8 protein-coding genes are annotated in these 19,537 nt (G+C 41.9%); all 8 read left to right on the top strand.

All coding sequences use genetic code 11. The features are described from left to right. Positions 1 to 402 precede the first annotated feature (402 nt). Entirely contained in the window at positions 403 to 10,200 is a 9,798-nt protein-coding gene (locus QM873_RS09835; RefSeq protein ID WP_414279212.1) for an SspB-related isopeptide-forming adhesin, read from the top strand. Between the two features lie 168 nt (positions 10,201 to 10,368). Further along, positions 10,369 to 11,235, top strand: a complete 867-nt coding sequence (locus tag QM873_RS09830; RefSeq protein ID WP_414279211.1) for an ABC transporter permease — start codon at positions 10,369 to 10,371, stop codon at positions 11,233 to 11,235. Beyond that, positions 11,232 to 11,990 carry an ABC transporter ATP-binding protein gene (locus QM873_RS09825; protein WP_006595485.1) on the top strand — a complete coding sequence of 253 codons (759 nt, stop codon included), beginning with the start codon at positions 11,232 to 11,234 and terminating at the stop codon, positions 11,988 to 11,990. Before QM873_RS09830 ends, QM873_RS09825 begins: the two co-directional genes overlap by 4 nt. 567 nt (positions 11,991 to 12,557) lie before the next feature. Beyond that, positions 12,558 to 13,046: a hypothetical protein gene (locus tag QM873_RS09820; RefSeq protein WP_006595486.1), complete on the top strand. Its 489-nt coding sequence runs from the start codon at positions 12,558 to 12,560 to the stop codon at positions 13,044 to 13,046. Between the two features lie 216 nt (positions 13,047 to 13,262). Continuing rightward, complete coding sequence (locus tag QM873_RS09815; RefSeq protein WP_414279210.1) at positions 13,263 to 14,924, top strand: ribonuclease J; 1,662 nt, start codon at positions 13,263 to 13,265, stop codon at positions 14,922 to 14,924. 73 nt (positions 14,925 to 14,997) lie between these two features. Next, positions 14,998 to 15,780, top strand: a complete 783-nt coding sequence (locus QM873_RS09810) for an alpha/beta hydrolase (protein WP_154854360.1) — start codon at positions 14,998 to 15,000, stop codon at positions 15,778 to 15,780. A gap of 98 nt (positions 15,781 to 15,878) precedes the next feature. Beyond that, a complete protein-coding gene (gene gltX, locus QM873_RS09805; RefSeq protein WP_414279209.1) occupies positions 15,879 to 17,339 on the top strand; it encodes a glutamate--tRNA ligase in 1,461 nt (486 codons plus the stop codon). Between the two features lie 186 nt (positions 17,340 to 17,525). Then, the coding region (locus tag QM873_RS09800; RefSeq protein WP_414279208.1) for a KxYKxGKxW signal peptide domain-containing protein at positions 17,526 to 19,537 on the top strand (2,012 nt) is incomplete at its 3' end.

The following is a 19,537-nucleotide window of genomic DNA, read 5'->3' as shown; positions in this document are numbered from 1 at the left end:
GAGTGGGACAGAAATCGGTCATTCGTTAGAATTCGATTTCGTCGTCCCACCTCCGCACAGTTGAGTAGGGCTGTAAAAGCTGATGAAATCAGCGTAGTAGAGCCCACTCAACCACTGCGTCTTGCTCGACACTTCAAAGACAATTGAGAGGCTAGGACTTTTGTCCCAGCCTCTTTCTATATAAAGGATGAAAATGTGTCAAAAAAATGAATAATAAAAAAATGGACTAAATGGGAAAAAAAGTAAAAAAATGTTAAAAAATAGAGGGAAACTTCGTCTGAATATTCAGAAAGTTTTACGATAAGTAACAACTTTGATATAATTAGTTGACGGAGATGAACAAGTTTGATAACATTTGTTATGTATCAAACAATAAAAATATGAAAAAGGAGATACAAATAAATGAAGGAAATGTTTAATAGACGTCAGCGCTTTTCTTTGCGAAAGTATAGCGTTGGCGTTTGTTCTGTATTACTAGGGACAGCGCTTTTTGCTGTCGGAGCTCCGACAGTAGCTGCGGATGGAGTTAGTGCGTCTACTGACACAAGCAAGGAAACTGTAGAAAGCGTTCAACCCGAGGCTGACCAAGCGCCTCAAGATACTGCTACTACAGCTCCAGGTGAGACTTACGCTCAGGGAGCACCTGCACCTAAAGTGGAGCTTCCAAACCCTGCTTTAGCAGCTGAGGCAAAAGCTGCGACTGAAACTCCAGCCGCACCTGAAGCAAAACCAGCTGTAGAAGCAACTCCAAAAGCAGAAGTGGTTGCAAAACCAGCAGTTGCTGAAGCAGGTGTTACTGCAGAAGAAACTGCCAAACCAGCAGAAAAAGCTGAAGAAGCAAAACCAGCTGCACCTGAAGTAAAACCAGCAGCTGAAGCAAAACCAGCTTCACATGAATCAAACAAACCAAGAGTACGTAATCGTCGTGCTGTTACTAACGAAGCTGTTACTGGAGACCACAACTCTAACCCAGTAGCAGTAAGCACTTACTTAAAAGATGGGGAAAAAGTAACTCCAGAAATTAAAGATGCTAATGGGGCAACTGTAAGCTCTCAACCTGTACCAGCTGGGTACGCAAGAAAAGAAGGAGATGTGTATACTTACAGTATCATAGACCTTACTCGCTTCAATGAGAGATATAATACAAATTATTATACCCGTGCGTATAAAAGATTTGATGATTCTACAGAAACAACTGTTGAATTAATTGATAAAACTACTGGTAATGTAGTAGAAACTAGAACTCTTTCTGCGTCAAGCGGTATTCAAAAATTCACAACTACAACTGCGGCCTCTAATGGTCAATTAACTGTGAAATATGATTACGACAAAGGTTTAGGAGCAGGAGCTGGTAAAACTGACGAACCATTTATTCAATTTGGTTATGAAGTTGGTGCTAGTATTCAAGCTTTAGTAAATCCAAAAAATGAAGCTGAACAAAAATTATATCAAGATGTTTATAACGCTCGTACATCAACTGATATTATTAACGTTGTGGAACCAGCTTATAACGGTCGTACAATTACTGATTCAAACGCTAAAATTCCAAAATTTGTCGAAAAACCGACTTACTATAGAGTAGTCGATAAAAATAATGCTACATTCAATGCAAATAAAACTGATGTAACAGTTCAAGACTACGTACCAAATGGTAATGAAGTTGATTTAGCTAAATATGCAACTAAAGCTATGGAAGGACAACATTTCACAGCGTCTGGTGAGCGTCAATTTGATGGATACAAACTTTACCAAACAGCAAATCCAGATTCGACAACTGGCTTTGTAAGTCGTCCTTACGTAGTTGGTACTAAATTCATGGACGCTGAGCGTGCAGGAATTAAACGGATTAAAGAAATCGTAGGTGAAGATGGATCAGTAGTAGTTCGTGTTTATCTTCTTGATCCAAAACAACAAAGTAAACGTTCTGATGGCACATTGGAAACAGATGGCTACATGTTGTTAGCAGAAACCAAGCCGATTAAACCAGGTGATTATAACAAACAAGAATTAGCAGTTAAGAAATCACCACTTCACACCATTCCTTTCACAGATAGTAAAGGTGTAAACTATCCAGACGGGAAAGAAGTTTCATTTGACTTCCAAACAGCTGCTGGATACACACCGAAGAAGACTGTCTTCGTTCCATTCTTGGGAGATAACATTGGTCACCTTTCACCAAATAGTCAATTAACAAATGGTGCATATGTACAAATTGGTACAAACGTTGACTTATTAAACTCGTTAACACCATATAAACCGACTGTTTACTACTATGTAAAACAAGAGCCAGTCGAAGTTACTCCAGAAGTTGAAAAACAATTGGAAGGACGTGTACTTGTTGACGGTGAGTTTACTTTCAAGTTAACAGAAAAGAGCAGCAGCCCTGATAAACATGAAGAAACAGTTACCAATAAAGATGGTAAAGCTACATTTAGCAAACTTACCTTTAACAAAGTTGGTACTTACACTTACACAATCACTGAGACTCCAGGTTCAGATGCAAACGTTGAATACGATGCAATGACTGTTACCATGACTGTTAAGGTAACTGAAAATGCTCAAGGTGATTTACAAGCTACTGTTAAATACAGTGCTGAAGGTGGATTCAAGTCAGGTGATGAAGATAAAATCTTCAACAACTATGTTGTAGCACCAGTTAAGACTAAGTTTGACTTCAGTAAGAAATTGGCTGGACGTGAACTTAAAGACGGAGAATTCAACTTTGTTCTTAAAGATTCAAGAGGTCAAGAAGTTGAAACTGTTGCCAACAAAAAAGATGGTACAGTGACATTTACTGAATTGTCATTTGACAATACGAAAATTGGCACACATACCTATACTGTAGAAGAAGTTATTCCAGCAACGAAAGAAGTTGGTATGACTTACGATACGATGAAGGCAACTATTACAGTTAAGGTTGCTAAGAACGGTCATACACTTACTACAGTAACAAGCGTATCATCAACTGGTGGTGTAGATGATAACGGAGCATCAACTGATGGTAAGGAAGATAAAGTATTCAACAACAAAATCACTCCTCCGGAAACACCTGAGTTCCAACCAGAAAAATTCGTCCTTAACAAAGAAAAATTTGACCTAACAGGTACAAAATTAATGGACGATGACGATGAGCTTCAGGATGAGTACACAGAAACAAATGCAAATCCATATGCTGATCAAACCAAGAACAACGAAGCAGAAAACATCAATACCAAGACTGTTAACCGCGGTGATAAATTAGTTTACCAAGTATGGTTGGATACTAAGAACTTCACTGACAAGAACAACATCCAATCTGTAGGTATCTCTGATACATACGATGCAGATAAATTGACTGTTAACAGTGCTGATATCAAGGCTTATGACAGCGAAACAGGAGTTGATGTAACATCTAAATTTGATATTACAGTATCTAACGGAGTCATTACAGCTACATCTAAATCTTCTATGAACAAATCTTTAGGTGATGCTGATAACACTCAAGTTATCGACACCACTAAATTTGCATTTGGTCGCTACTACAAATTCGATATCCCAGCAACTGTTAAAGAATCAGTAGCAGGTGGAGTAGACATCGAAAACAAAGCCAACCAAATCGTTCACGTATACAACCCAGTAAGCAAATCTGTAGAAACTCCAGAAAAACCAACTCAAAAACGTGTGAACAGTGTACCAATCACTGCAGAATTCAACTTCACAAAACGTTTGGAAGGTCGTGCGCTTAAAGCTGGCGAATTTACATTTGAGTTGAAAGACAGCGACAATGTTGTGATTGCGACTGTAACCAACGATGCAGATGGTAAGATTAAATTCTCTCCAGTAGAGTACACAAATAAAGCTGGTGAAAAAGTCACTGCCCTTAAATACAAGAAGGGTCAAGAAGGTACTTACACTTACTCTGTAACAGAGGTTAAAGGTGCAGACGCTACTGTCACTTACGATACTATGAAGGCAGAAGTAACTGTAACAGTATCTCACGATGGTACAGCTAAAGCATTGGTTGCTAACGTAACTGAACCAGCTGACAAAGAGTTTAACAATACAGTAACTCCTCCAACAGAACCTAAGTTCCAACCAGAGAAGTATGTATTGAATACAGAGAAATACTCTATCACTGATAACAAGCTTCTTGATGATGATGCTGAGTTGGCAGACAAGTACGCAGATACTAATACGAACCCATACGCAGACCAAACTAACAACAACGAAGCAGAAAACATCAATACCAAGACTGTTAATCGCGGAGATAAGCTTTACTACCAAGTATGGTTGGATACAACTAAATTCTCAGCTAACAACAAAGAAAACGTTCAATCTGTAGGAATCACTGATGACTTTGATGAAACGAAGGTTGACGTTGATTCAACTAAGATCAAAGCATACGATTCAGTATCTGGTAATGATGTAACAAACAAATTCGATATTAAAGTTGAAAATGGTGTAATGACTGCAACCCTTAAAGCTGGCTTCACTAAGTCATTGGGTGATACAGAAAATACTCAAATCATTGATACAACTAAATTCGAATTCGGACGTTACTACAAGTTTGATATTCCAGCAGTAGTTAAAGCAGATGTTGCAGGTGGAGTAGATATCGAAAATACTGCGGCTCAAGTAGTAAACTACTACAACCCAGTAAGCAAGACTGTTGAAAAACCAAACAAACCAACTGAAAAACGTGTCAACAGCGTACCAGTACCAGTAGAGTTTAACTTTACTAAACGCTTGGAAGGCCGTGAGTTGAAAGCTAACGAATTCAGCTTCGTGCTTAAAGATTCAACAGGTAAAGTTGTTGAAACTGTAAGCAACGATGCGGCAGGAAACGTTAAGTTCTCAACTCTTACATTCAAGAAGGGTCAAGAAGGCGTTCATAACTACACAGTAGAAGAAGTTAAAGGAAACGACGCAACCGTTACCTACGATACTATGAAAGCAGCTGTAACCATCACAGTTTCACACGATGGAACAGCTAAAGCTCTTGTGGCAAATCTTGGAGATATTGCAGATAAAGAGTTCAACAATACAGTAACTCCTCCAACAGAACCTAAGTTCCAACCAGAGAAGTATGTATTGAATACAGAGAAATACTCTATCACTGATAACAAGCTTCTTGATGATGATGCTGAGTTGGCAGATAAGTACGGAGATACAAATACTGATCCATATGCTGACAAAGATACCAACAACGAAGCAGAAAACATCAATACCAAGACTGTTAACCGTGGAGATAAGTTGGTTTACCAAGTATGGTTGGATACAACTAAATTCTCAGCAACTAACAAAGAAAACATCCAATCTGTAGGCATCTCTGATAACTACGATGAAGCGAAGTTGGAACTTGATGTTACTAAGATCAAAGCTTACGATTCAGTATCTGGTAATGATGTAACAGATAAATTTGATATCGTTGAAAACAACGGTGTGATTACTGCAACTCTTAAAGCCGGCTTCACTAAGTCACTTGGCGATGCAGAAAACACTCAAGTGATCGATACAACTAAATTCGAATTTGGACGTTACTACAAGTTTGATATCCCAACAACAGTTAAACAAACAGTTAAAGCTGGTGTAGATATCGAAAACACTGCGGCTCAAGTAGTAAACTACTACAACCCAACAACTAAACAAGTAGAAACTCCAGAAAAACCAACTCAAAAACGTGTTAACAACGTACCAGTACCAGTAGAGTTCAACTTCACTAAGAAATTAGAAGGTCGTGAACTAAAAGCTAACGAATTCAGCTTCGTGCTTAAAGATTCAACTGGTAAGACTCTACAAACTGTAAGCAATGATGCAGATGGTAAAGTTAAATTTGAAGCATTAGAATTCAAGAAAGGTGAAGAAGGAGTTCATAACTACACAGTAGAAGAGGTTGCAGGAACAGACGCTACTGTAACTTACGACACAATGAAAGCAAATGTAACTGTAACAGTATCACACGATGGAACAGCTAAAGTTCTTGTAGCTACTGTTGGAGACATCGCTGACAAAGAGTTCAACAACCGTGTAACTCCTCCAGAAGAACCTAAGTTCCAACCAGAGAAATACGTTGTTTCTGAAGAGAAATTCGATATCACAGGCGACAAGCTCGTTGATGATGACAAAGAATTGGCAGACAAGGTCGCAGACACCAATGCGAACCCATATGCGGACGATGCATCTAACAACGAAAAACAAAACTTGAACACCAAGACTGTTAAACGTGGCGACAAGTTGGTTTACCAAGTATGGTTGGATACAACTAAATTCTCTGAAACTAACAAAGAAAACATCCAATCAGTAGGAATTTCAGATGACTACGATGAAGCGAAGTTGAATCTTGATTCTACTAAGATCAAAGCCTACGATTCAGTAACAGGTGCAGAAGTAACAGATAAATTCGATATCGCTGTAGACAACGGTGTGATTACTGCAACTCTTAAAGCTGGCTTCACTAAGTCACTTGGAGACGCAGAAGATACTCAAATCATCGACACAACTAAATTCGAATTCGGACGTTACTACAAGTTCGACATCCCAACAACAGTGAAAGCTGATGTACCTGGTGGTGTAGATATTGAAAACACTGCGGCTCAAGTAGTGAACTACTACAACCCAACTACTAAGAAAGTTGAAAAACCAAGCAAACCAACTGAAAAACGTGTAAACAACGTTCCAGTTGAAGTGGAATTCAACTTCACAAAACGTCTAGAAGGACGTGAGCTTAAAGCCAACGAATTCAGCTTCGTTCTTAAAGATTCAGAAGGTACAACTCTTGAAACTGTAAGCAACGATGCGGCTGGTAATGTTAAGTTCTCTAAACTTGAGTTCAAGAAAGGCCAAGAAGGCGTTCACAATTACACAGTAGAAGAAGTTAAAGGAAGCGACGCAACTGTTACTTACGATACAATGAAGGCTGCAGTGAAAGTCACAGTATCACATGATGGAACAGCTAAAGTTCTTGTAGCTACTGTTGGCGAAATCGCTGATAAAGAATTTAACAACCGTGTAACTCCACCAGAAGAACCTAAGTTCCAACCAGAGAAATACGTTGTTTCTGAAGAGAAATTCGATATTACAGGTGACAAACTTGTTGATGATGATAAAGAGTTGGCAGACAAGGTCGCAGATACCAATGCGAACCCATATGCGGACGATGCATCTAACAACGAAAAACAAAACTTGAACACCAAGACTGTGAAACGTGGCGACAAGTTGGTTTACCAAGTATGGTTGGATACAACTAAATTCGACGCAGCTAACAAGGACAACATCCAATCAGTAGGAATCTCAGATGACTACGATGAAACTAAGTTGGAACTTGATTCTACTAAGATCAAAGCTTACGATTCAGTAACAGGTGATGATGTTACAGCTAAATTCGATATCGCTGTGAACAACGGTGTGATTACTGCAACCCTTAAAGATGGCTTCACTAAGTCACTTGGCGACACAGAAAACACACAAATCATTGACACAACTAAATTCGCCTTCGGACGTTACTACAAGTTCGACATCCCAACAACAGTGAAAGCTGATGTACCTGGTGGTGTGGATATTGAAAATACTGCGGCTCAAGTAGTGAACTACTACAACCCAACAACTAAGAAAGTTGAAAAACCAAGCAAACCAACTGAAAAACGTGTAAACAACGTACCGGTTTCAATTGAGTTCAACTTTACTAAGAAGTTGGAAGGACGCGAACTTCAAGCCAACGAATTCAGCTTCGTGCTTAAAGATTCAACAGGTAAGACTCTTGAAACTGTAAGCAACGATGCAGCAGGAAACGTTAAGTTCTCAGCACTTGAATTCAAGAAAGGACAAGAAGGCGTTCACAACTACACAGTAGAAGAAGTTAAAGGAAGCGACGCAACCGTTACATACGATACAATGAAAGCGAATGTAACAGTTACAGTATCACACGACGGAACAGCTAAAGTTCTTGTAGCGACTGTTGGCGAAATCGCTGATAAAGAGTTCAACAACCGTGTAACTCCTCCAGAAACTCCAGAGTTCAACCCAGAGAAATACGTTCTAAACGAAAAAGAATTTGATTTAACTGGAACTTCATTATTAGATGATGATAAAGAGTTGGCAGATAAGGTCGCAGATACAAATGCGAACCCATATGCGGACGATGCATCTAACAACGAAGCTGCGAATATCAATACTAAGACTGTTAAACCAAAAGATAAATTGGTTTACCAAGTATGGCTTGACACAACTAAGTTTGATGCAAACAACAAAGACAATATCCAATCAGTAGGAATCACAGATGACTACGATGAGGCTAAAGTTGATGTTGAAGCTACAACTATTAAAGCCTACGACGGTAAGACTGGTGCTGATGTAACAGATAAATTTGATATCACAGTAGCTAACGGAGTAATCACTGCAACCCTTAAAGATGGCTTCACTAAGTCACTTGGCGACACAGAAAACACACAAATCATCGACACAACTAAATTCGAATTCGGACGTTACTACAAGTTTGATATCCCAGCAACTGTTAAAGCGGACGTTAAAGGTGGAGTAGACATCGAAAATACTGCGGCTCAAGTAGTCAACTACTACAACCCAGTAAGCAAGACTGTTGAAAAACCAAACAAACCAACTGAAAAACGTGTCAACAGCGTACCAGTACAAGTAGAATTCAACTTCACTAAACGTCTAGAAGGACGTGAATTGAAAGCTAACGAATTCAGCTTCGTACTGAAAGATTCAACAGGTAAAGTTGTTGAAACTGTAAGCAACGATAAAGATGGTAACGTTAAGTTCTCTAAACTTGAATTCAAGAAAGATCAAGCGGGAGTTCACAACTTCACAGTTGAAGAAGTGAAAGGTACTGATGGAACTGTCACTTATGATGCGATGAAAGCGAATGTAACAGTCACAGTTAAACACGATGGAACAGCTAAAGTTCTTGTAGCTACTGTAGGCGATATCGCTGATAAAGAGTTCAACAACAAGGTGACTCCACCAGAAACTCCAGAATTCAACCCAGAGAAGTATATCCTGAATGAATCTAAATTCGATATTACAGGTGACAAACTTGTTGACGATGATAAAGAGTTAGCAGACAAGGTAGCGGATACTAATAAAGATCCATATGCCGATAAGGATGATAACAACGAAGCTCAAAATATCAATACGAAGACACTTAAGAAGGGTGATAAAGTATACTACCAAGTATGGTTGGATACAACTAAGTTCACTGAAGCTCACAATATTCAATCTGTAGGTGTAACAGATAAATATGACAGCGAAAACTTAGACGTCAACGTAGCAGATATTAAAGCATACGACTCTGTAACAGGAGAAGATGTGACAGCTAAATTTGATATCAAGGTTGAAAATGGTGTGATCACTGCAACTTCTAAGACAGACTTGACTAAGTCACTTGGAGATGCAGAAAACACTCCAGTAATCGACACTGCTAAATTGGCATTCGGACGTTACTACAAGTTTGAGATTCCTGCAACTATCAAAGCAACAGCTAAAGATGGTGTAGATATCGAAAACACTGCTTCACAAACTGTTCACCAATACGATCCAACTAAGAAATCTGTTGAAAAACCAGAAAAACCAACAGAAAAACGTGTCGTTAACATCCCAACTAAAGTTGAATTTAACTTCACTAAGAAACTTGAAGGACGTGAGCTAAAAGAAGGTGAATTTAGCTTCGTACTTAAAGATAAAGATGGAAAAGTTATTGAAACAGTTAAGAACGATGCATCAGGAAACATCAAGTTCTCTGCATTAGAGTTCAAACGTGGAGATGAAGAAACTAAAACTTACACTTACACTGTGGAAGAGGTTAAAGGTACTGAAGCAGGAGTTGAATACGATAAGATGGTAGCTACAGTAACAGTAACAGTTACTAAAGAAGGCAAAGTCTTAACAGCAACTTCTCAATTACCGGAAGATACTGAGTTCAACAACAAGGTAATTCCACCGAAACCACCAGTAACACCACCAACACCACCGGTGACACCACCAACACCACCGGTAACACCACCAACACCACCGGTGACACCACCAACACCACCGGTGACACCACCAACACCACCGGTAACACCACCAACACCACCGGTAACACCGCCAGCACCAGAACTTCCTTCTACTGGTGAAGAACAATCAGCTTCTGCTGCATTGTTAGGCGCTGCTCTTGGTTTGGTAGGACTTGCTGGTCTTGCAAGACGCAAGAAAAACGAAGACTAAACAAGTGGTAGACACTAACGATTCCCGTTAGGATCGTAAATGGTTTAGTTTTCCACAAGGAGGCCTCGCTCTAAGGAGTGGGGCCTTTTTGTTATTTTTTGAAAGCATTGAAATCACGTCTTGCAATATGATACAATAGAGGATATTTACAATAGTTAGGACAAAGATATGCTTATTTCGATTATTTCACAAGGCTTGATCTGGGCTATTTTGGGACTGGGGATTTTTATGACCTTTCGTATCTTGGATTTCCCAGATATGACTACAGAGGGCTCTTTCCCATTAGGGGGAGCCGTTGCGGTAACTCTGATCACCAAAGGGGTTCATCCTTTGCTAGCCACCCTAGCCGCCGTTGGTGCGGGTTGTTTGGCTGGATTAGCAACAGGTCTTCTTTATACCAAAGGGAAGATTCCGACGCTGTTATCAGGGATTTTGGTGATGACTTCCTGTAACTCAGTCATTCTCTTTGTGATGCAACGGGCCAACCTGGGTTTGCTTGGCTACTCAAAAATCCAAGATCTGATTCCTATCGCCAGTGGTGTGAACGAGATTATCATTGGGATCATCTTTGTGACCCTGGTGATTGCTGCTATGCTCTTCTTTTTAGATACCAAACTGGGGCAGGCCTATATTGCGACAGGGGACAATCCTGAGATGGCTAAAAGCTTTGGGATCCATACCAGTCGGATGGAGTTGATGGGGCTAGTGGTTTCCAATGGGATTATTGCCTTGTCAGGTGCCTTGATGGCCCAGCAAGAAGGCTATGCAGATGCTTCTCGAGGGATCGGGGTTATCGTCGTTGGCTTGGCTAGCTTGATTATCGGAGAGGTTCTTTTTTCAAAACTGACCTTAGCAGAACGTTTACTCAGTATCGTTATTGGATCGATCATTTATCAATTCTTGATTTGGGCTGTGATTGCTATTGGGGTAAATACCAGCTATATCCGTATCTTTAGTGCTATCATCTTGGCTATCTGTCTCATGATTCCAACCTTTAAAGAGAAACTGCTGAAAGGAGTCAAACTCAGCAAATGACCGCAATTGTAGAATTAAAAAATGCCACCATCGTGGTGAATAATGGCTTGAATGAAGAAAAAGTCATTTTGGATAATGTCTCTTTGGAGATTCATGAGCATGACTTTATCACCATTCTTGGGGGCAATGGTGCTGGGAAGTCAACCCTTTTCAATACCTTGGCTGGGACCCTTCCTCTGACCAGTGGTCAAGTCTTGATCAAGGGAGAGGATGTGACTCACTATGGTCCAGAAAAACGGGCAAAATACCTATCTCGTGTCTTCCAAGATCCAAAGATGGGGACAGCTCCTCGTATGACAGTAGCTGAGAATCTCCTGATTGCAAAATTCCGAGGAGAAAAGCGGGGCTTGGTTCCTCGTCGCCTTGCCCAGTACAAAGACGAGTTTAAAGAGGTTTTGAGCCAGATTGGCAATGGTTTAGAGAGGCATGTCGATACGTCGGTAGAATTCTTATCTGGTGGACAACGTCAGGCTCTGAGCTTGTTGATGGCTACCCTGAAAAGGCCTGAACTCTTACTCTTGGATGAACATACAGCTGCCCTCGATCCCAAGACCAGTCAAGCCTTGATGGAGCTGACGGATCGTTTTGTCAAAACAGATCGCCTGACTGCCTTGATGATTACCCATCATATGGAGGATGCGCTTAAGTACGGGAATCGCTTGATTGTCATGAAGGATGGAAAGATTATCCAGGACTTGAATCAAGAGGAAAAGGCTAAGATGGCCTTGTCTGATTACTACCGTTTCTTTGAGTAAATTTAGAAACTAGTTTCAGCGTGTAATCGCTTGCAATACTGATATTAAAGGAGTATACTATAGATGAAGATAAGGGAGAAGGGGTTGATACCAATGCCTTATAGATTCATACATTAGGTTACTTCGTTATAGGTTTGCCTTCGCTGACACTTGATTGTGCTTTTTATAAAAAAGCCAGAACGTCGGAAATGTTAAATCGGTTGAGCCGTCAAGTAAGTCTGCTTAACTTACTAAATGACATTGAAATACGTGGAAATAGTAGTGGAAGCTTTAGATGGTTTTCGAACTTCGGTATGCTCAACTGAGTGCTTTGTAACAAAACTGAAAGAGAACTTGCAAAGAAAACCACTGGTATGTGAATCGTACCATGAAAAGAAATGAAAATCATAACTGTTGTTTTCGTTAGCCTAAATGGTTAATCGCCTCTTGTCAGTGAAGCAGACCAGACCTCTAGTCCCGTAAGACTGGAGGTCTTTTTGTCTGCCGTGGTAGAAAGTCGAGGTGAGGGCTGTGGGATTGCCATATGCACATGAATATAGCTGTCGAGATCATTTTAAAGAAAGAGCAATGGAACGATTTGGAGTCGATAACGAGCAGTTGAGACGCTGGGTCAATCAACACGTACCCTCGCTTCATCATTTTGATAGCAGTTTTGACCAACGACCCGATACGGAAGCCTATGTAGCAGAGGACGGTGTCGTCTTTGTGTGCGATCTGAAGAATCGGGAGTTTATTACCTGCTTCCAAGCGGTCAATTTGACGGTAGATGAAGAACAGAAGGAAGTCTGTCAAGACATTCATCGTGAGAATGTGCTCGCCTATAAACATAGTCAAAGCAAGCTTCTAAATCGCTACCGTTTGAAAGAAGCCAAAGAATTGCTGGCCAATATTGATGAGCATGTCGATCGATTTTATAGCTTGTCCCAAACCCTTAAGAAGGGGGCGCTTAGCGATCGGAATTACCACCACCTAGAAGAACTGCTAAATGAGTTTCATGTCATCAAGGCGGCGATACGGGTGATTGAGAATAAGAAAAATGACTATCATACGGACTAGTGTTTCTTTTTGACAAAGTTGACAATCTAGGCTATCGTCTTTGGTCTTAATAAAGGGTCCTCCATCAGATGGTGGAGGGCTTTTGTTTGGTCTGACTTTTGAAAAAATCGTGAAAAAATAGTATAATGTTCTAGATATGCAAGAAAATTGCAAAACTGTAATTCGACTTGGTGAGCCAAGGACCGTAAGTATGAACCATCACATAAAGGAGAAAACATGAGTAACATTAAGTTGATTACTTTAGGTGGAGTCCGTGAAAACGGGAAAAACCTCTACATAGCTGAAGTAAATGACTCTATTTTTGTTTTGGATGCTGGTCTCAAGTATCCAGAAAATGAGCAACTAGGGGTCGATGTCGTTATTCCCAACATGGACTACCTCTTTGAGAATAGCGATCGTATCGCAGGAGTCTTTTTAACGCACGGGCATGCGGATGCCATCGGAGCCCTTCCTTATCTTTTAGCGGAGGCTAAAGTTCCCGTATTTGGGTCAGAGTTGACCATCGAGTTGGCCAAGCTCTTTGTCAAGAGCAATGATAGTGTCAAGAAGTTCAATGACTTCCATGTGATCGATGCCAACTCAGAGATTGATTTTGGAGGAACGGTTGTATCCTTCTTCCAGACAACCCACTCTATTCCAGAAAGTTTAGGAATTGTCATCAAGACTTCTGAAGGAAATATCGTCTATACCGGAGACTTCAAGTTTGACCAGACAGCGAGTGAGTTTTATGCGACTGACTTTGCTCGTTTGGCAGAGATTGGACAAGAAGGCGTCCTCGCTCTCTTGAGTGACTCTGCCAATGCCGATAGTAAGATTCAAGTGGCTAGTGAGCAAGAGGTTGGGGATGAAATCCTAGATACGATTGCTGACTGGGATGGCCGTATCATTGTAGCCGCTGTTGCAAGTAACCTATCACGGATCCAGCAAGTCTTTGACGCAGCTGCAGAGACAGGGCGCCGGGTTGTTTTGACTGGATTTGACGTAGAAAATATTGTCCGGACAGGGATTCGTTTAAATAAACTGTCTTTGGCCAACGAAAAAATATTGATTAAGCCAAAAGAAATGTCTCGTTTTGAGGATCATGAATTGATTATTCTTGAAACGGGGCGGATGGGTGAACCCATCAATGGCCTCCGTAAAATGTCCATTGGCCGTCACCGCTATGTTGAAATCAAGGATGGCGACTTGGTCTATATCGTAACAACTCCATCTATCGCCAAAGAAGCGGTTATGGCACGCGTAGAAAACATGGTCTACCAAGCAGGCGGAGTCGTTAAAGCGATTACTCAAAGCTTGCGTGTATCAGGACACGGAAATGCGCGTGATCTTCAATTGATGATCAACCTCCTTCGTCCCAACTATCTGTTCCCAATCCAAGGGGAATACCGCGAATTAGATGCCCATGCACGGCTTGCGATGGAAGTGGGGATTTTGCCTGAAAATATCTTCATTCCGAAAAAAGGAACTATCATGGAATATGACAATGGTGACTTCGTTCCTGCTGGTAGCGTCTCTGCTGGAGATGTCCTCATCGATGGGAATGCCATTGGAGATGTTGGAAATGTCGTGCTCCGTGACCGGAAAGTCTTATCAGAAGATGGTATCTTTATTGTGGCTATTACGGTTAACCGTCGTGATAAACGCATTATCTCGAAGGCAAAAGTTCACACCCGTGGCTTTATCTATGTGAAGAAGAGTCGCGATATCTTGCGCGAAAGTGCAGAGATTGTCAACCAAAGTGTAGAAGAATATTTGGCCCAAGACAGCTTCGATTGGGGCGAGCTCAAGGGTGCTGTTCGTGATAGTTTGGCCAAGTACCTCTTTGACCAGACCAAACGTCGACCAGCTATCTTGCCAGTCGTCATGGAAGTACGCTAGGATTAAGATAAGAGGAAAAGTCGATCGTCGGCTTTTTCTTATCAAGGAATAAAGAAATAGTGAGGAAAGATAGATGGCAGTAATGCAGATTGAATACTATTCAGAAGCGCTCGCAATGGAGTGGGGGATCAACGTCCTCTACCCAGATGGGTCTCGGGTGAAAAATCCAGATGATCAAGATATCCCGGTCCTCTATCTCCTTCATGGGATGAATGGCAATCAGTACTCCTGGTTGAAACGGACCAATGTGGAACGGATCCTACGTTCGACCAATTTGATTGTCGTCTTGCCTAATACTAATAATGGTTGGTATACGGATACCCAGTATGGCTATCCCTACTACACAGCCATCGCAGAGGAATTGCCTAAGACCTTGGCCCGCTTCTTCCCCAATATGACCAAGAAGCGGGAGAAGACCTTTATTGCTGGTCTATCGATGGGGGGCTATGGATCTTTTAAACTGGCCCTTCAAACCAATCGCTTCTCGCATGCTGCTAGTTTTTCTGGTGCTCTTAGCTTTGAGGGGCGTCAACTGGCAGACACCGATCTTGGCAGTAAGGCTTATTGGCAAGGGGTCTTTGGAGAGTTAGAAGATTGGACGACGAGTCCTTACTCCTTGGAAAGCATTGCGGAGAAGTACTCAGATAAAAAGACGGTCTTATGGGCGTGGTGTGGCGAGCAGGATGCTCTGTATGAGGCCAACAATACAGCTGTGGATCATCTGAAGGACCTCGGTTTTGATATCACCTACAGCCATGGACCAGGAAAACATGAATGGTTTTATTGGGAGCGGGAGTTGGAGCATTTCTTAGCAACCCTGCCAATTGATTTTGAACTAGAAGAACGACTCGATTAGGAAGCTACTCATGCAGAGATATGCTATAATAGAGTGAAAAGTGCCTGGGCCAGTTAGAAGAGAAGCCCAGAATCAATGAACAATTAGGAGAAACATACGTGACTAAAGATATTCGTGTGCGTTATGCACCAAGTCCAACCGGACTACTACACATCGGAAATGCTCGTACAGCATTGTTTAACTACTTGTATGCGCGCCACCATGGTGGAACCTTTATCATCCGTATCGAAGATACGGACCGTAAGCGCCACGTCGAAGACGGCGAACGTTCCCAGCTGGAAAACCTTCGTTGGTTGGGCATGGACTGGGATGAAAGTCCAGAGACGCATGAAAACTACCGCCAATCAGAGCGTTTGGAACTCTATCAAAAATATATCGACCAACTCTTGGCCGAAGGGAAAGCCTACAAGTCTTACGTTACAGAAGAAGAGTTGGCAGCAGAGCGTGAACGCCAAGAAGCAGCGGGTGAAACACCTCGCTACATCAACGAATACCTCGGCATGAGCGAAGAAGAAAAAGCGGCTTACATCGCAGAACGCGAAGCGGCAGGTGTGATTCCAACGGTTCGTTTGGCAGTCAATGAGTCAGGTATCTACAAATGGCATGATATGGTCAAAGGCGATATCGAGTTTGAAGGTGGCAATATCGGTGGGGACTGGGTTATCCAAAAGAAAGATGGCTACCCAACTTACAACTTTGCCGTTGTGATCGATGACCATGATATGCAAATTTCTCACGTTATCCGTGGAGACGACCACATTGCCAACACTCCAAAACAACTTATGGTTTATGAGGCTCTTGGATGGGAAGCTCCAGAGTTCGGTCACATGACCTTGATCATCAACTCTGAAACTGGTAAGAAGTTGTCTAAACGCGATACCAACACCCTTCAATTTATCGAAGATTACCGTAAGAAAGGTTACCTTCCAGAAGCAGTCTTTAACTTTATCGCCCTTCTTGGTTGGAATCCTGGTGGGGAAGACGAAATCTTCTCTCGTGAAGAACTGATCAAGCTCTTTGATGAAAACCGCCTTAGCAAGTCTCCAGCAGCCTTCGACCAAAAGAAACTTGACTGGATGAGTAATGACTACATCAAGAATGCAGATCTTGCGACCATCTTTGAAATGGCCAAACCATTCCTTGAAGCAGCAGGCCGTTTGACAGACAAGGCAGAGAAATTAGTGGAACTCTACAAACCACAAATGAAGTCAGTGGACGAAATCGTTCCATTGACAGACCTTTTCTTCTCAGACTTCCCAGAATTGACAGAAGCTGAGCGAGAAGTCATGGCTGGTGAAACCGTGCCAACGGTACTTGAAGCTTTCAAAGCGAAACTTGAAGCCATGTCAGACGATGAGTTTGTAGTAGAAAATATCTTCCCACAAATCAAAGCAGTCCAAAAAGAAACAGGTATCAAAGGGAAGAATCTTTTCATGCCTATCCGTATCGCCGTTTCAGGAGAAATGCATGGTCCTGAATTGCCAGATACCATCTACTTGCTTGGACGTGAAAAATCTATCCAACACATTGAAAAAATGTTGGAAGAAATTGCAAAATAGGAATCAGCTTTTGAAAACATGCTGTTCATTTTTAAAAAGTCATCGATTCGATGGCTTTTTTGCTGAGATCGAGCATAGATCTAGCCAAAATGATTGAAAATAGGATTCAATCATGTATAATCAAGAGAGAATAATTTTTGAGGAGAGAGGGGCATCCTTACCTTGCTGAAAAAGACATGGAATAGAGTGACGAGGTTTAAATTAATAAAATCGGGGAAACATTGGATTCGAGTAGCCTGTTCGAATGCTTCTTTTTTGCGAGCTAAAAAAGAAAGAGATGTTTCCAATCATTCTAGTATGGATGCTCCAAGCTCCATAGCCTTAAAAGGCTTGATTGCTGCTGGATCCATTATGGGTGCAACGTCAATTGCGCATCCAACGGATGCTGATGAGCTAGCAGGTCCAACTTTACAGTCAGAAGTGGCTTCGGAAGTGGGTGTAATAGGTAAGGATAGCTTGGTGTTGAGCAGCGTGGAACAGTCGTCCACGACCAGTCTATCTACGAGTGAGTGGTCTCCATCAGAGTTACAGAGTGATTCGCTTTCTACTACTTTATCCGCGACGAGTTCAGCAGTTCCCTCTACTTCAATGGCGGAAACTAGCGTCCTTTCAAATGGGGATCAGGAGTCTGTAGCCGTCTCAGATCCTGCTCGGGACAAACAATTTCAACGTATAGCTCAGGACCTTTATTCTTATATGGAGCAAGCGAAAGATTTGAAGGATGGAGAGGGACTGGTGTTGGAAGCGGAAGAGGCTCTGGATGCCATCCGTAACCAATTAGCCAATCCAGATCAAGATGGAGAGGCGACTTTTCTTCAGGCTAAGTCTGTTCGGAATCGCTTGGTCAATGCTGTGTTAAGAGAGCAATCAGGGAAGAGAGATCCGCGTACAGGTAGTGCCTTAGAAGCGGACAGTGCTTTTCGTGCTCCATTTGTCATGAGTGGTCCGGCAAATAATCATCTGATTACAGCTTATAATTCAGATCCGATTCAGTTGCAGTACATTGTGAGAGAGCAGAATGGTGGGGTTATTCTCACCTATATGGGTTATGCTCCCAACAGCGAACGGGTTGAGGGTGTTCTCGTTCCCAATGCAACCTTGAAATCACCTTTTGCTCCCATGTTGATCGAAGGGAAAGTCGGAGGCACAGAGGTTGTCGAACCCGGGAAGACGTATACAATTACGGTTCGATTTACCAATGCTAGAAATCAGTTTCTCGATCGTTCTTTCCGCATTAAAGTCTTGCCTCAAAATGATGGCATTCGGAACCCAATTGCTCCAGTGACTTCTAATACTCAGGTGACTGATTTGACCAATCTGACTGAGTCTGAAAAAGCGCAGGTTTGGGAAAAGTTCAAAGCGGCAAATCCACGTTTGCTAGCGTCTAAAGACTTTAAGAGCTATTCAGTCTCTGCAACTGGAGAAATTACAGTTGTCTTCAAGGATTTGACGTCTAATACTGTGAAGGTACCTTTGACAGAGGATCCTCGCACGCAGTCGCTCTCAGTGAGTTATTCCCAGAGCGTATCTGAAGCGCAAAGTACTTCTCAAATGCGGTCACAATCGACCAAGTTATCAGAGTATCTGTCTGAGAGCTATTCAGAATCGGAGAGTGCATCAACCTCACTCGCTGTTTCTCAAAGCATCTCGCTCTCTACAAGTCTCTCGGTATCAACAGCAGCATCTCAATCTTTGAGTGTTCTAGAATCAGAGAGCCTTTCGGAATCTGCTTCGGTTTCTGTTAGTGAGTCTAAATCAGTCAGTGCGGTGGTGTCAGAGAGTCAGTCTGCATCAGTCAGCGAGTCGGAGTCATTAAGAATCTCTAAATCGCTCAGTCAGGCTACTTCAGAAAGCACCTCAGAGTCGGTTTCGGAATCGTTGAGTACCTCGGTTTCCACAAGTGATTCCGTTTCGACCTCTGAATCCGATTCGCTTAGTCAGTCTATATCGGCAAGTGTTTCAGAGTCGGTTTCGGAATCGTTGAGTACCTCGGTCTCCACAAGTGATTCCGTTTCTACCTCTGAGTCCGAGTCGCTTAGTCAGTCAGTATCGGCAAGTGTTTCAGAGTCGGTTTCGGAATCGTTGAGTACCTCGGTTTCCACAAGTGATTCCGTTTCGACCTCTGAATCCGATTCGCTTAGTCAGTCTATATCGGCAAGTGTTTCAGAGTCGGTTTCGGAATCGTTGAGTACCTCGGT

Source organism: Streptococcus australis (assembly GCF_047463015.1).
GTDB classification, from domain to species: domain Bacteria; phylum Bacillota; class Bacilli; order Lactobacillales; family Streptococcaceae; genus Streptococcus; species Streptococcus australis_F.
The sequence above is the reverse complement of the archived record's forward strand: the minus strand, read 5'-3'. Positions and strand labels throughout refer to the sequence as shown.

Excerpts from the sequence above, each read along its gene's own strand:
- QM873_RS09835 (WP_414279212.1), top strand. The coding sequence starts at position 403 with ATGAAGGAAATGTTTAATAGACGTCAGCGCTTTTCTTTGCGAAAGTAT.
- QM873_RS09825 (WP_006595485.1), top strand. The coding sequence starts at position 11,232 with ATGACCGCAATTGTAGAATTAAAAAATGCCACCATCGTGGTGAATAAT.
- QM873_RS09830 (WP_414279211.1), top strand. The coding sequence starts at position 10,369 with ATGCTTATTTCGATTATTTCACAAGGCTTGATCTGGGCTATTTTGGGA.
- QM873_RS09810 (WP_154854360.1), top strand. The coding sequence starts at position 14,998 with ATGGCAGTAATGCAGATTGAATACTATTCAGAAGCGCTCGCAATGGAG.
- QM873_RS09815 (WP_414279210.1), top strand. The coding sequence starts at position 13,263 with ATGAGTAACATTAAGTTGATTACTTTAGGTGGAGTCCGTGAAAACGGG.
- QM873_RS09820 (WP_006595486.1), top strand. The coding sequence starts at position 12,558 with ATGGAACGATTTGGAGTCGATAACGAGCAGTTGAGACGCTGGGTCAAT.